This is a genomic window from Nocardia sp. CY15, from assembly GCF_009829295.1.
GTDB classification, from domain to species: domain Bacteria; phylum Actinomycetota; class Actinomycetes; order Mycobacteriales; family Mycobacteriaceae; genus Nocardia; species Nocardia sputi.
This window is the reverse complement of sequence record NZ_VUOT01000022.1, coordinates 112,871-126,691: the sequence shown is the minus strand read 5'-3', so window position 1 is coordinate 126,691 and position 13,821 is coordinate 112,871. Positions and strand designations below refer to the sequence as shown.

Here is a 13,821-nt window from a genome sequence, read left to right as displayed (position 1 = left end):
TTCCGAGGTGGCGAGGTGCATGAACGACCGCAAGAAACCCGAACCCGGTGAGACCGACCCGTGGGCCTGGCTCGACCAACCACACACAGGGCCGGACCTGCGCCTGGTCCCCGGTCTCGATTCCGAGACCGGGGCCGAGCCGGGTTCGCGACTCTCGGTGCGGCGGGACCGCTGGCTGGTAGCCGTGGCGCAGACTCCTGACACGCCCGACACGGGCGTAGGGGTGCTGGGGCGCATCAATGCCCGCAAACGGGCGTCGTGGCGCGTGTGGGCCACGCTGGCGGCCAGCGTGGCCGTGCTGATCGGTGTGGTCGCTGTATGGGCCAGTGACACACGCGACGCCGGTGATCGGCTCTCGGCCACGGCGGTCCCGCCGAGCGCAACGTCGGCGGCCGAGGGTGCGTGCACCGGGCTGTCGGGTACGACGGTCACCGACCGTCGCGCCGACACCACCGCGACCGTCGCGGGGGTGATCGCGGCGTTCGAGGCCGCCTACTACATCGATCGCAGCGCCGAGACCGCGATGCGGCTACTCGCACCCGAGTCCGGCATCACCGCCGACGGACTCGCCGCCGGGATCGCCTCGATCCCACTGGGCACGACCCATTGCGTCGCGGTAACCCCTATCTCGGAGTCGACCGCGAACGTGCATGTGGTCGAGCTGCGCCCGGACCGGCAACGGATGGACTACCTCCAGCTCATCAACACCCGCCCCGGCGACAGCGGCCTGTTGATCAGCAACGTCCAGAGGCAGGGATGACCACGACCACCCCACAGCCTCCCGGCTCGCAGGCGCCGTTACTGATCGCCCTCGCGGGCCTCGGCCCGCGCGTCGGCACCACGACCACGGCGGTGGCTCTGGCTTGCGCCTGGCCCGGTCGCGAGGCCGCGCTGGTGGTGGAAGCCGATCCCGCCGGTGGGCAGCTGGCCGAAATAGTCGGGGCCGACCCGCATCTGGGGTTGGCGAGTTTGGCCCGTACCCTCGAACCGGACGCAGAGTTCGAGAAGGACCGGGTGCTCGAGCACCTGCAATTCCTGCCCAACGCCGTGCCGATGCTGGCCGCACCACCGGGCCGCGACCCCGCTCGAACGGCACTGACCACCGCGCTGCTGACCGGCCCGCACCCGGGCTGGCAAGCGCTGGGGGCGACGGTGTTCGCCGATTGCGGTGTCCCCGAACCGGACTCGGGCCTGGACGTGGTACTGGACGCCGCCGACGCCTGCCTGGTCGTCGTACGCCCCGACTACACCGAGCCCGAACGCGCCGCCCACCGCATCCTGCGACTCACCGCGGGCTGCCGCCGCCGTGGGATCGTGCTCATCGAGAAACCTCGCAGCGAGTTCGCCGCCGCCCTCGCCCTGCCGATCCTGGGAACCTTGCCCGCCGCGCCGGTGTCGGCCGAGGCGCTGCTGCACGGGACCCGGCAACCGCGTCGCGGTCCTCGCCTGCTGCCCGCCGCGCGCACCATCGCCACCGCTGTACGCGAACAACTGCGCCCACCACACCTGGCCGCGAACGCCCCACATCGGCGTACTCACCCACCGACCCGCCCCTACGCGGCCCCTGCCCGCCGCCAGGCCCCGCCACCGACCGTCTACCGACTCGACCCGACCTCCACCGCCGTAGGCCCGCGACCGTCCAGCCCGGGGACAGGAGCGGCCCGCACCCCACCCGCCCTTGGTCCCGTGCCTGTGCCGCTGCCCCGCCCCACCACACCCGGTCACGCCGCCCAGCAGACCAGCCCACCCGGGCAGGACCGAGCCACCGACCCCCCTGCCGCGCCACACCGCTCCGCGCCGTCGAACCCGCCCCCGAAGCGGTCCGAGCCCGGACTGGCGATCAAGGTCTTCGGGCCGACCCGGCTGCTGTGGCGGGCACCGGGGCGTGAGGAGGCCGTGGACATCACCTCCCGGTTGCAGCCACGCAGCCGTGCGCTTCTCACCGTGCTCGCCCTGCACCCCGAGGGCATTACCAGGGCAGCGCTGATCGATCTGCTCTGGGATGAGCGTGGCTCGGAACGGGCCGGGCACGCGCTGACCAACACGTTGAGCCGCCTGCGCACCTCCGTCGCCGCCGCCACCGACGACCAGGTCACCGCCTTGCTGAGCGACGACCGCACGCATTGCCGCTTGTCCGAGGACGGGATCACCGTCGACTATCGGGAGTTCACCGCGGCCGTCGTCTCCCGCCGCCGCGCCACCGCAGAGCAGGACCAGGCCGCCGCCTGCCGAACGATCGCGGAGCTGGCGACCACCACCCTGGCCACCGACCTCACCGACGCCGCCTGGGTAGAACCCCTGCGCGAAGCCGCACGCCGCGACACCCGCCACGCGCTGAGCTGGCTGGCCCGCAACGCCGACCTCGACCCCCGCGCCACCCTGGGCCTGCTCGAGACAGCGGTCGACAACGACCCCTACAACGAACCCCTCTGGCACCACATCCTGCGCCTGCACGCCCGACTCGGCGAATACGACGCCCTCACCTCCACCTACTCGCTACTCACCCGCAGACTCGCCGAAATCGGCGAAACCCCGAGCCGCGAAACAAACCGGCTCCTCGAAGACCTCCGCAAAACCACCGAATAGAAGACTGCCATCAAACAAAACCCATCTGCCGCCGCGCGGATGAGACAATCCGCGACACCCTCTCCCGTGTGGCAGCGAAGTGTCGCGGAATGGCGGTCGGTGCCGAATGAAATCCCTTGTATAATTCAATCCAGCGATGCGCGCTGCTCGGGCAATTAATCATTGCGGGCGCGAATACACATACATTCACGCATTTTCGAATGCTGTTCTCGCGGCATCGCGGTTCAATGAGCGGTGCGATTTACTGCTCGCGATCTTGATGTGGTCAATTGGTGGGGCGTTCCGTGGGGTTTTCCGTGGGGTGTCCCGTGGGGCGATCAAGACGCCCCGCCGAGACGCGGCGAAACTGCTGCTCAGGTGGCATATCCCCGGGTGGGGGTCGTCCAGGATTGTCTATATACAAAGCTATATAGACATGCTTCGCCGCCACTCGTCGGCGGCCTCCTCCTGTCCGCTCCGTGCCATAGTCGCTCCCTGTTGTCCGTCTCCATGTCCCCTTATTATCTCCTCCTCTGTCATCTATTTTCTTTTCTTTTGTTGCTTTTATGGGTGGTGTTACGGTCTCGGTCGAGTGGGGCTGTGCGCGTTTCATTCCTTTTTTGCGTTGCCGAATAGATGGGCTCGCGGGGAAATTTCGGAAATTGCCGCATTTTCGGGTTGTGGACTCGTTGTGAGCCGAGCTAGCGTCGAGCCGTTCCTCGGAATTCGCCGGGGGAATCCACAGAAATCCGATTGGTGGCCTCGCCACACGTATGCCACGATCCCGCGTGGTGGTATGTGAATTGGGTTCGATTTTCAGGAGACGGAAATGACTGCACCTCGTCTGGGAAATGGTGAATTGCGGCGCATGGTCGCCGGTGTGCTGGCTGGCGATCCGGGGCGCGAGCATTCTCCCCGGGAGGTCGCGAAAACCCTGGCGCGATCTTCCGGTGCTGTCGGCAACGCGCTCGAGGCCCTGGCCGCCGCCGGTCACGCCGACCGCACCGCCGCCGCACCGCGCCGCTACCGCGCCAACGCCGACACCGCCGCCGCTGCCGCCCCAGCCACCCCAGCCACGCCTGCCCCGGCGGCACCCGCCACGCCTGCCCCGGCGGCACCCGCCGCGCCCGCTGCCCCTGCCGCGCCTGCCGCGAGCGCCCCGAGTAGGCGACCCACCGCGAAACCGACGAGCGGGCCGGTGAAGCGCCCGAACGGGCAGATGTATCACCCGCGCAAACTGGCCGGTAGCGCCGATGTGGATGTGTTGCGCACCATGCGCGCCAACGAGGTGCCCGTGCTGCTGTACGGGCCGCCCGGAACGGGGAAGACCTCGCTGATCGAGGCAGCGTTCGGTGACCTGCTGACCGTGCAAGGGGATGGCGACACCACGGTCGCCGATTTCGTGGGCGAGTACACCCAAGCCCCGGACGGCACCTTCGTGTTCGTGCACGGTCCGCTGGTCCGGGCGATGCGCGAGGGCCGGGTGCTGTTCGTCGACGACGCCACCCTCATCGCCCCGACCGTGCTCTCGTGCGTGTATCCGGCGATGGACGGCCGCCGCGAGATCGCGATCAAAGCCAACGGTGGCGAGGTCATTACCGCCGAGCCGGGGTTCTACATCTGCGCGGGCCACAACCCCGGAGTGCACGGGGCGATCCTGTCGGACGCGCTCGCGAGCCGGTTCGCCTTCCAGGTGCAGGTCTCGAGCGATTACGACCTCGCTACCAGCCTCGGGGTGAATCCGAAAGCCGTTCGGGTGGCTCGGAATCTGTCGGCCCGGCAGGACAAGGGCGAGATCGGGTGGGCACCGCAACTGCGCGAGCTGCTGGCGTTTCAGAAGATCGCCACCGCCACCACCGAACTCACCGCCGCCGCCAACCTCATCGGCACCGCCCCGGAAGAGGACCGCGCCATCGTCGCCGAGGTCGTCAAAACCGTGTTCGGCACCACCCTCCAACCGCTGTCCCTGGGCACCCGCCTCTGACCCTCTGCCGCCTCTGACTGTTCGGAAGGAACACCACCAGCCATGACCGCTCACGTGATCGCCGATCCGGCCACCACACCCGCCGCGCCGCCCGCCACCACCGGCTGGGCTGCCCCTGTCCGCCGCCCTGACCGAGGAGGCACCCCCGATCGCCGACCGCGACGACCTCGTGGTCACGATCGCCCCGGGCGCGGCCCACGGGCACCCGGCGGTGTTCATGCCCCACCGCGCCGCCATCGAACTCGACGGCACCCACCTCAAGGTCGACCCGTCCACCGCGCGCCCGGATCGCCACAGTGACCGTGCTCGCTATCCGGCGGTGTGGGGTGCGTTCGTGCACGAATGCGCCCACGCCCGCCACTCGGTCTGGGAGCCGCCCACACTCGCAAATCCGGCGGTGGTCGAGGCCGCGATGCTGCTGGAAGAATCCCGCATCGAGGCCGCCCAGATCCGCCGCCGCCCCGACGACCGGCACTGGCTACGCGCCTCGGCCACCGAGATCGTCATCGGAGACACCGGCGGCCCCGCCGCTATGGCAGCGGTGCCCGCCACCGAATACTCTGCCGCGCACTCTGCCGCGTTGATCCTGGGGCGCGTGGACGGCGGCATCCTCACCGAAGCCGAGACCGCGCCCGCCGCCACCGCGATCGAATCCGTTGTCGGGGCCGCGAAACTGGCTGACCTGCGCGCGATCTGGTGCCACGCGCACACCCTCGCCGACGAGGACGCCACGGGGATGCTCGAACTGGGTCAGCGTTGGCTCGACCTGGTCGGCCCCGACCCGCACGCCGACCCCGACCCGACCTCGATACTGGCCGCCGGTGTCGGCGAGACGGTTGCCAATGTAGCCAAAGCCGTTGCTGCCGAGCCTGTTCCACTCGATCCCGCCGAGGCCGCCGCCGCTGCCGCTGCTGCCGAACTCGCGGCCGCACTCAAGGCCGAGGCCGCCGCACTCAGGGTGTTCGGCAGTCGCGTCCCGACGTACATCAGCGCCGATGCTCGCGCACCACGCACGCAGGAACGGGCCGCCGCGCGGGTGCTGGCGCGGGCGTTGAGCACCGCCAGCCGCCGCGAGCGCGCCGTGGTCAAAACCGGGTCGGTGTTACCGCCGGGCCGGGTGCGGATGCGCGGGGCGATGGCACGCGAGGCCCAGCGCGCCGCTGGTGCCATCCCGACCGCCGAGATGTTCACCCGCACCACCCGCAAGACCGTGCCGGTGCCCCCGCTGCGCGTCGGGATCGCCTGCGACATCTCTGGATCCATGACCTCCTATGCCGAACCGGTGGCCTCGGCTGCGTGGATCATCGCCCACGCTGCGCATCTGGCGACGATGCCCGCCGACACCGCCACCCTCACCTTCGGTGCCCGGGTGCGCCCTGTCACCTACCCCGGCACCGCACCGGCCAAGGTCACCGAATTCAAGTCCACCGACATCTACGAGGCCATAGATGAGGCCATCGACGCCCTCGACGGCGCGCTCGGGCTGTCTCGCCGCGAGAACACCCGCCTACTGGTCATCATCTCCGACGGCAAATTCAAGGCCGCACCCCGCCCGCGCGCCCAGCAGCGCCTCGACCGGCTGCGCGCCAGCGGGTGCGCGGTGCTGTGGCTGGCACCCGACGCCAGAGGTGTCACACCCCTGGACGGTGCCACCGTCCACACCGTCACCGACCCGGCCACCACCGCCCAGGCCATCGCGCGCGCCGCCACCACCGCCGTACGCAACGCATAACACCCCGCCGGGGCGGGCGGGCACCCCACCCGCCCCGGCACCCGGCACACCCGCCACGAACGACCAGGGAGACGAAAAGCCATGACCGACAACCGCACCGCCGCCGGGAACCCCGCCGACGACCTGCTGAACCGAATTCGAGCGATCGGCGAGGACGAACGCGCCCGCGAACAACGCCTCCAGCAACGCGGCATCTACTCCGAAACCGCCACCGACCGCCACGCCCATCACGAACGGCTCGAACACCTCGCCACCCTCATCGCGGCATTGGACAACCACCTCGCCACCGGCGGCCCGCTGCCCGAGGCATGGACCACCGACAGCGGGCAGCGCCGATAGCCACCGCCACACCAGAGTGAATCGCTCGCACCGGACCACCCGCGAACTCACCCCGATTCACCTCCACCACCGCGCGCCGCGCGGTGGTGGCCTCGTTTCCCGGTCGGCCCGCCCGCACACATCGACTCACCGCGAGAACGTTGAAGAGTCGAATTCCTCTCGCGCTGTTGGAATTACGGCGACGGACGAGAGGAATTCGGGGTGCGGAATTTTCTTTCACGACCCGCTTGACATCGGCACGGGTATCGAGCGTCCATGTAGGGGGAACGACGCCGAACCCCCCGGGGATTTTCCCGATCCGGCGTGGTTTTCCGTCCCGGCCGGGACATGACCGAACACCCACCCGAAACCCCCGAATTCATGGAGGGACCCGTCATGTCCACACGCAAGAAGAAGACCCCCGCCAGCAAGCGCACGACCCCCGCCCCTGCCAGCGACCCGACCCCGGACCCGACCACCGGCCCCGCCCCGGCGGCCCCTGCGGGCGAACAGGGCAGCGAACAGGGTGCGGGTATGCCCGTGCTGCGCACCGACACCGAGAAAGCGTTGTGGGCGGCGCTGGGCAACCATCCCGGATTCACCGCCGATGAGTTGGCGGGTGCGGCCGGTATCGCCGGATCCACCGCACGGCGCATCCTGACGGCCTGGGAAACCGCCAAGGCCGCCCGCTCCCACCGCCACCCCGAATCCCCCCGCGCGGCCAAAACGTGGACCACCGCCGAACAGGCCACCACCGAACCCGCAGAACCCGCCGCGCCCGAAACGGTCGACGCCGAGCCGACCGAACCCGCCGCCGTCGCGGAGACGGAACCGGCTGCGGTGGAGCCGACCGAACCCGCCACCGTTGACGCGACGGAACCGGACCCCAGCGCGCCCGCCGACCCCGGACCGGACACCGGGCAGCCGGACACGGAGCGGCCGGACACGGCCGTAGCCGCCCCCACGGGCGACGAATCCGCCGACCCGGCCCCCGATACCCCGGCCCCGGGCACCGATGCGGCAGCGGCGCAACCCGAGTCGACCGAGCGGCTGGCTCCGGGTGCGTTGCGGGGGCAGGTCGAGGACTTCCTGCGCGATCACCCGGGCGAGGAGTACACCCCGCACCAGATCGGCAAAGCCCTCGACCGGTCCAGCGGTGCGGTGCACAACGCGCTGGTCAAACTCACCACCGGCGGCACCGCCCGCCAAACCTGCGCGGCCCCCAAGAAATTCGCCCTCGCCACCGCCTGACCACTACCGGTGTGCGGCCTCGGGACCTGAGGGGCTCGCCCCCGGGTCCCCGGGCACCGCACCCGTTCGTTCACCTCGTCCGAATCTTCCGAAAGGCTCTACCGGTCATGTACAGCACTTCCACCTCAGCCGTCGTCGCAGCGGCCCTGCATCGCGTGTTCGCCTGCTCCCCGCACGCCGCGGACAGCCTCGAGTTGTGGCTGGCAGTCACCGCCGAGGCCACCCGCCGACTCACCACACCCGCCGAACCCGCCGCGTCGCAGTGGCTTCCGGTGTTCACCGCCTACCGCACACAGCGCACCGACGCCGAATACCACACCGGCACCGCTGCCGTGCGGATCACGACGGGACCGTTGAGCGGCATCACCTACACCGATGCCGACAGCGCGGCCCGCGCGGTCGTCACCGCCTACCCCACCCCGGCCCCCGACATCGACGTCGACGGTGACGAGGACGGGGACGATGTGGTCGAGTCGCTGACTCTGGTTCCGACGTGGCGGCTGCGCGTCACCTACGACCCGGCCCCAAACGCACAGCCCGCCGCGACCCCGATGAACGGCTAGCCAGCCCGCACCCCTGAAACGGCCGGTGGGGCCGAGCAAAAGCTCGGCCCCACCGGCCGTTTCGACGTCTGGCTGGCTGGCGTGCGGGTGTCTATGGCGTGTGGTCGATGGCGTGTTCGTTCCAGCGGAGCGACACGGTGGTGGCGGTGGCGTAGCCGTTAGCGCGGAGCCCGGGGCCGGGCGAAGCGGGGCCACGTCGCGGGCTTGGCGGGCCAGATCGCCCAGCCGGTGCGGTGGGCGGACTGGTGGTGGTCGGTGTAGGTCTGCGCGATTGGCCGATCCGGGGCAGTGTGCTCTTGGCGAGAGCTGGGGTGGAGCTGATGGCGCGGCCGACCGCGGCGAGGGGCAGGCGGTGCTCACTGACGGCGTGGGCCATCCTGCTCGATGGTTCTGCATCTGCGTCTGCACTTGCAACAGAGATGCATTAGGGCATGAGACCTCCCAGGGAATGCATATCGGCCTTCGTGCGACATAAGCTTCGTCAATCTTTTCGGCGAAAGAGGGGAACGATACGTGACGCTACGGAATTTCGGACTGTAAGTCCGGTATCGGGGCCCGGTTCGGACCCCAGGGTAGTAGCCGAATTGTTAGTGGCGATCATGTCGAAAAGATGCATGGGTGGGCGCATACTGGTTTCATCCGTAAATAGGGATCGGGGCTGCGGAACTTCCCGCTGTGCGACGCTCGACTGGATGACGGCAACGCAAGCCGGACAATCTTCTTTCTGGAATCTGGCGCGAATCGGACTGGTATCTGCGTCGGCACGGAGTACGCGCAGATATTCGTGTGAATACGCGCGCCAATGTAGCAGTACCGCGACTTACGGCTGATGGTCCCGGTGACGCTACGACGGTCCAGAACCGTCCTCGTCTGGATATCAGCCCCGCAGAGTTGGCCGAACCTGACGAGCAGGGTGGTCCCGGCCTCGTACTTACCGGGCCGAAGGTTAACAACCCGACAAAGGAGGGATCGACATGGCAAATCCGAATCCGAAACTGGTGAAGTACTTCACTCTCGATGGTGGCAGGAGGCAGGTCTCCGCCCTCGTCGACTCGGGTACTCAGTCCACACTCAAAAGGTTTATTCTCGAGCTTGATGGAAAGCTATACGACGACTGGTTCCAGCTGCCGAGCGCTTCGGCTGTTGATCAGGTTATAGCGAAGACGAAAAAAGATTTGGGCGGAGTCGTGTACGACCTGCCCCTCAATATGGGGAACCAGGGACCCACGTTCAATCCGTTTCTGGTGGCGTACTTCAGTCCCGATGGCAACAGGATGCAGCTCTCCGCCCTCATTGACTTTGTTACCAGGGTCGAACTCGAGATTTTTATTCACGACCTCGATGGAACGGCGTACGACGACTGGTACCAGCTGCCGAGCGCTTCGGATGTCGATCAGGTTATGAAGAAGACGGTAAATGATCTGAGTGGACTTGTATACGATCTGCGTTTCAGGAATTGAACGCCTGGACATTTTGGCGGCGCAGGTCGAGCGTGAGGCGAGTGGCAGTGCACGCCCGATTCAAGCAACCAGGAGGGCCCCAAAGCCATCGCCTCCGCTCGCCTCCGCTTCTCCGGAAACGCCGGTTATTAATCATCGTCCTGAACGTGACACCAGTCCGGTTCCGGTTGGGCGGTTGCCGCTGAGAACGCGTAGCTGCGGCGGGGGGAACGACCGCAGGGCATCAACCGGCATGGCCTGAACCGGCAGTGGCGTCGTCGGACTGCCAAGTTGTGTGCAGAGGGCGTTTATGACGTGTGGTCGATGGCGTGTTCAAGCCAGTCCAGCAGCGCGGTGGTGGTGTAGCCGGTGGCGTGGACCCCGGTGGCGGCGAATCGGGCCGCGTCGCCGCCTTGAAGGGCCAGATCAGCCAACGCGGTGCTGATGGCGGGTGCCGTGGTGGCGGTGTAGGTCTGGGCGAGCGAGCCGAACTGGGTTCCGGTGAACGCGGAAGCGGTGGCTGCGAGGAGGTCGGTGGCGATCGGGGCGAATCCCGTCAGCGCGAGCAGGGCGGCGAGGGGGTCACCGGTGGTGAGTGCCTCGACGGCGTTCCAGGCGATCTCTTGGGCTCGGCCGATGTCGGTGGCGATCCGAGCGATGTCCAGGCCCGCCAGGAGCCCGACGATCTGCGCGGCCACCCCGACCCATCCGGAGGTGTCCAGCGGCGCGGCCAACATCAACGCGCGTGCCACCAGACGCAGGTCGATTCCGGCGACCATGCGAACCAGGGGGGCGAATTGGTTGTTCAGGTCCCCGGCGACCCGGTGCAGGCCGGGGATGTCGCCGGTAGCGACGAGCGCGGGGAGCTGGGCGAGGTCGTTCACGATGGCGGGTACGTTCGCGGCGAACCCGGACAGCCCATCCAGCACGGTGACCACCTGGGCGAGCACCTGGGAGGGATCCAGTCCTCCGGTCGAGGCCGAGGGCATGGCCGGTGCTGTCCCGACCGTCCCAGCCCCAGCGCTGGGCACCGGTGCCGACATCGAGCCCGGGACCGGGGCGGAGGTGGCCGTCACGGTGGTCGAGGGACGATCCGGGGCGGGGTTGGCCTCGGCCGGAGCCGGATTGGGGGTCGAGGTGACGGCGCGGCCGACCGCGGCGAGGGCAGGCGATGCTTGAGGTGAGGTCGAGCAGTAGAGGTCGCCCTCGGCGCAGAGAGTGCGGACACGGTCAGCGAGGTCACCGAAGCCCTGCGGGCGGGGACCTGCGATGCCCTGGCCGGACACCGGGTGCCCGAGCTGGGTGGTGGACGGGTCGCGGCGTGGGTCGGAGACGAGTCCGACCGCGACGACTCGTGAGGCGGGGATGGGGCCTCGGTGGTTGCCGATCGCGGTGGCGAGGTCGCTGGCGATATCGGCGCCTTGGGAGTAGCCGGCGAGTACCACTCGCGTGGTCGAGCACAATGCGGCGAGGGTGGCGGTGAGTGCTTGTGCGCCTTGGCTTTGCGAGGCGGTGTACGGGGCGGCGTCGGCGGTGTAGGCGAGGGTACGCACGTCGATATTGCTGCCGTAGCGAGCGGTCAAGCCCTGCGCGATGGGGGCGAGCATCCCGACCGGGCGGGTGGGGTCGGCGGCCGGTGTGGTCTCCCACGTGCCCGGCACCAGCAGCGCGGTCCAGCGCGGGCAGGACGCGGCGGCCGGGGCCGGTGTCGGGTCTGCGGCGGCGACACCAGCCCCGACGATGGTCGCGGTAGCGACAGCGGCACACAACAGCGCGCGGTCGATGTGGCGGCGGGTGCGGATGATCCGGTGGCGGGTGTGGTGACGACTGCGCATGATGGGTCTCCTGTCGGGTTTGGAGAAAGCGGGGTGTGTCGATGGCCCGCTACGGTGAGTCGCGCGAATCAGGTTGTGCGGGTGAGGCAATGGCGGCGGGCCGGGTAGCCGCGTAGTAGTCATCGCCGGGCCAGCGATAATCCGAGATCTGGACGGGCTCGTTGAATGTTGGCGCGTGCAGCATCTTTCCGGCACCCAGGTAGAGGCCGACGTGGTGCACGTTGTCGTCAGAGGTGCCGTAGAACACGAGATCGCCTGGCGCTAGCTGGTTTTCGGGAATGCGAGGGCCGATGTGGATCTGGTCGTATGTGGTGCGGGGCAAGGTGATTCCGGCGGCCCGGTAGGCGGCTTGGGTCAGCCCGGAACAGTCCCAGCCGCCGTTGACCTCGGGGCCGTTGCCGCCCCACACGTAGGCGACCCCGAGCTGATCACACGCGAAGGAGATCGCCTGCACAGCAGCAGGACTCGCGGCAGCGACGGTGGAGCAGTCACCGCCTCCGGAGGGAGTGGTGGCGCGGTAGCGGGCGGCTTGGTCGAGGACCTGGTCGACGTACCAGTCGGCGTGGTTGTAAGCCCATATGGCCGCGCGCAGGTCGGCGGGTGCGCCGGAGTCGCACAGGTAGAACGCGGCGGCGTGGACGGCGTCACTCGGGTCGTAGCGCGAGGGCGGGCTCGCCCCACCCTCTGGTATCCGGTGCCGGGCCACCACGCCCTCGAAGGTTGGTTCGAGGAATTGCATGAGGCCCCCGGCGCCGGACGAGTTCTCCCCGGACCGCACGCCCGGCAGGGGTGAGCGGCCGTGGTCGGTCTCGACCTTGCCGATCGCGGCGAGCACCGACCAGTCCAGACCAGGACAATCCCCGGCGGCCTGCTGGTAGAGCACCAGCAGCTCGGGCGGGATGTCCTCTCGCGCAGACGGGCTCGGGGCGCTGCCCGCGCCCGCCCAGGGCGCGGGGGCAAGTAGCGGCTGGTCGAAGACGATGACGGTGGTGACCACGGCGGCGATCACGACGACACAGAACACCACCGCCGCGCACCCCGCGCCGAGGGCCTTGACCAGCACCTCCTGCTCACCAGCCCTGGACTGTCGGCGGTCGGGGTGGTGGTGCGGCGAGCATGACCTGTCCGCCGAGGGTGGCCGGGGTCTGCTCGCTATCGGGGCCGGGTGGGGTGCGGCGAGTCCAGACGGGGGCCAGCTCGCGCAGGCGCAGACGGCTCGCGCCGGTGGCATCGAGGGGCAGCCACACCCGGTCGGCAGGGCTGGGATCAGTGAAGGGCGCGAGGAGTTCGGCGGCGGCGGTGGCGACCGGCACCGCGCCGGGGTCGGGCAGCTGCTCCCAGCTCTTGCGCACCGTGTCGCGTGCGTTGGTCTCCCGCGCGGTGGTCGGTACCCAGAACAGGACGGGGGTGATGACGCCGGTGGTGCGGGCCAGCTCGCTGTAGCCGTGCAGCTTCGCCGCGACACGCCTCAGAGCGGTGGTGGCGAGGTCGTATTCGAGGAAGAAATCCAGGACGGTGCCGGAGCTGGTGTGGGTGTAGCGGCCGAAGGCGTCGGGGCGGGCGAGGTCGCCCCACAGCCGCTGGCAGCGGGTCTGGGACCACCACGCCGTCACCCGCCCGTCCGGGTCGTGGTGGGTGGTGAGGGTGGTGAACCATTCGTTGACCCCGAGGGTGTGGGTCAGGTGCAGGCTGTGGGCGACGGCGAGGGCCTGTTGGTGGTTGTATCCGAGTTCGCGCACGCTGGTGCCGGCTTCCGCGGCGAGCACGGTGGCTCCGGCGGGTGCGAGTACCCAGTGGGAGGGGGCGCTGCCTCGGGTGCGCAGGGGCCGGAACCGGTCCAGGACGCGGTAGTGGTGCAGGATCGCCAGGCGGCGGCGGGCGATCTTGGGGGTGGGGAAAGCCAGGTCGGCGATCTGGTTGGTGGTCAGGACGCGATGCTCGTGCAGCATTCGCAGGATCCAGCGATCACGGCCGGTCAGCGGCGGCACCAGCCGGACCTTCCGCGACCCCGAGGGCCGGGATCGGGCGGGGTGTGGCGCGCGTAGATCGGCTTGCCGATAGGGGTGGGCGATCATCAGCGAGGGGAGCCTTTCCAGGAGACGAGGACACGGGCAGCGGCGTCGCAGGGGCGCGC

11 protein-coding genes are annotated in these 13,821 nt (G+C 69.1%); 8 read left to right on the top strand and 3 right to left on the bottom strand.

The window, feature by feature from the left end:
• Positions 1-19: 19 nt before the first annotated feature.
• The 8 genes from GVY39_RS22970 (at position 20) to GVY39_RS22935 (ending at position 9,873) form a co-directional block, all read left to right on the top strand.
• Positions 20-760: a hypothetical protein gene (locus GVY39_RS22970; RefSeq protein ID WP_159927761.1), complete on the top strand. Its 741-nt coding sequence runs from the start codon at positions 20-22 to the stop codon at positions 758-760.
• Positions 757-2,586, top strand: coding sequence for a BTAD domain-containing putative transcriptional regulator (locus GVY39_RS22965; RefSeq protein WP_159927763.1), 1,830 nt, complete (start codon positions 757-759; stop codon positions 2,584-2,586). The genes GVY39_RS22970 and GVY39_RS22965 overlap by 4 nt, the downstream gene beginning before the upstream one ends.
• A gap of 808 nt (positions 2,587-3,394) precedes the next feature.
• Positions 3,395-4,549 carry an AAA family ATPase gene (locus tag GVY39_RS22960; protein ID WP_159927765.1) on the top strand — a complete coding sequence of 385 codons (1,155 nt, stop codon included), beginning with the start codon at positions 3,395-3,397 and terminating at the stop codon, positions 4,547-4,549.
• 169 nt (positions 4,550-4,718) lie between these two features.
• A complete protein-coding gene (locus tag GVY39_RS22955) occupies positions 4,719-6,281 on the top strand; it encodes a vWA domain-containing protein (protein WP_236565606.1) in 1,563 nt (520 codons plus the stop codon).
• An 81-nt stretch (positions 6,282-6,362) separates the two neighbouring features.
• Positions 6,363-6,620, top strand: a complete 258-nt coding sequence (locus tag GVY39_RS22950) for a hypothetical protein (protein ID WP_159927767.1) — start codon at positions 6,363-6,365, stop codon at positions 6,618-6,620.
• A 375-nt stretch (positions 6,621-6,995) separates the two neighbouring features.
• A complete protein-coding gene (locus GVY39_RS22945; RefSeq protein WP_159927769.1) occupies positions 6,996-7,850 on the top strand; it encodes a MarR family transcriptional regulator in 855 nt (284 codons plus the stop codon).
• 107 nt (positions 7,851-7,957) lie between these two features.
• Positions 7,958-8,413 (top strand): hypothetical protein, encoded by a 456-nt coding sequence (locus GVY39_RS22940; RefSeq protein WP_159927771.1) that lies wholly within the window; start codon positions 7,958-7,960, stop codon positions 8,411-8,413.
• 974 nt (positions 8,414-9,387) lie between these two features.
• Positions 9,388-9,873 carry a hypothetical protein gene (locus GVY39_RS22935; RefSeq protein ID WP_159927773.1) on the top strand — a complete coding sequence of 162 codons (486 nt, stop codon included), beginning with the start codon at positions 9,388-9,390 and terminating at the stop codon, positions 9,871-9,873.
• 287 nt (positions 9,874-10,160) lie between these two features.
• Here the strand turns inward: GVY39_RS22935 and GVY39_RS22930 are convergent, their stop codons facing one another.
• The 3 genes from GVY39_RS22930 to GVY39_RS22920 are packed head-to-tail and all read right to left on the bottom strand — an operon-like array spanning position 10,161 to position 13,762.
• Positions 10,161-11,687, bottom strand: a complete 1,527-nt coding sequence (locus tag GVY39_RS22930) for a cutinase family protein (RefSeq protein WP_159927775.1) — start codon at positions 11,685-11,687, stop codon at positions 10,161-10,163.
• Between the two features lie 49 nt (positions 11,688-11,736).
• The gene (locus tag GVY39_RS22925; RefSeq protein WP_201295309.1) at positions 11,737-12,750 is read right to left on the bottom strand and encodes a bifunctional lytic transglycosylase/C40 family peptidase; all 1,014 of its coding nucleotides are present in this window, start codon (positions 12,748-12,750) and stop codon (positions 11,737-11,739) included.
• Positions 12,751-12,757: 7 nt separating this feature from the next.
• The gene (locus GVY39_RS22920; protein ID WP_159927779.1) at positions 12,758-13,762 is read right to left on the bottom strand and encodes a replication-relaxation family protein; all 1,005 of its coding nucleotides are present in this window, start codon (positions 13,760-13,762) and stop codon (positions 12,758-12,760) included.
• Between the last annotated feature and the right edge of the window lie 59 nt (positions 13,763-13,821).

Coding starts and splice junctions, on each gene's coding strand:
- GVY39_RS22970 (WP_159927761.1), top strand. CDS start 20: ATGAACGACCGCAAGAAACCCGAACCCGGTGAGACCGACCCGTGGGCC.
- GVY39_RS22965 (WP_159927763.1), top strand. CDS start 757: ATGACCACGACCACCCCACAGCCTCCCGGCTCGCAGGCGCCGTTACTG.
- GVY39_RS22960 (WP_159927765.1), top strand. CDS start 3,395: ATGACTGCACCTCGTCTGGGAAATGGTGAATTGCGGCGCATGGTCGCC.
- GVY39_RS22950 (WP_159927767.1), top strand. CDS start 6,363: ATGACCGACAACCGCACCGCCGCCGGGAACCCCGCCGACGACCTGCTG.
- GVY39_RS22945 (WP_159927769.1), top strand. CDS start 6,996: ATGTCCACACGCAAGAAGAAGACCCCCGCCAGCAAGCGCACGACCCCC.
- GVY39_RS22940 (WP_159927771.1), top strand. CDS start 7,958: ATGTACAGCACTTCCACCTCAGCCGTCGTCGCAGCGGCCCTGCATCGC.
- GVY39_RS22935 (WP_159927773.1), top strand. CDS start 9,388: ATGGCAAATCCGAATCCGAAACTGGTGAAGTACTTCACTCTCGATGGT.
- GVY39_RS22930 (WP_159927775.1), bottom strand. CDS start 11,687: ATGCGCAGTCGTCACCACACCCGCCACCGGATCATCCGCACCCGCCGC.
- GVY39_RS22920 (WP_159927779.1), bottom strand. CDS start 13,762: ATGATCGCCCACCCCTATCGGCAAGCCGATCTACGCGCGCCACACCCC.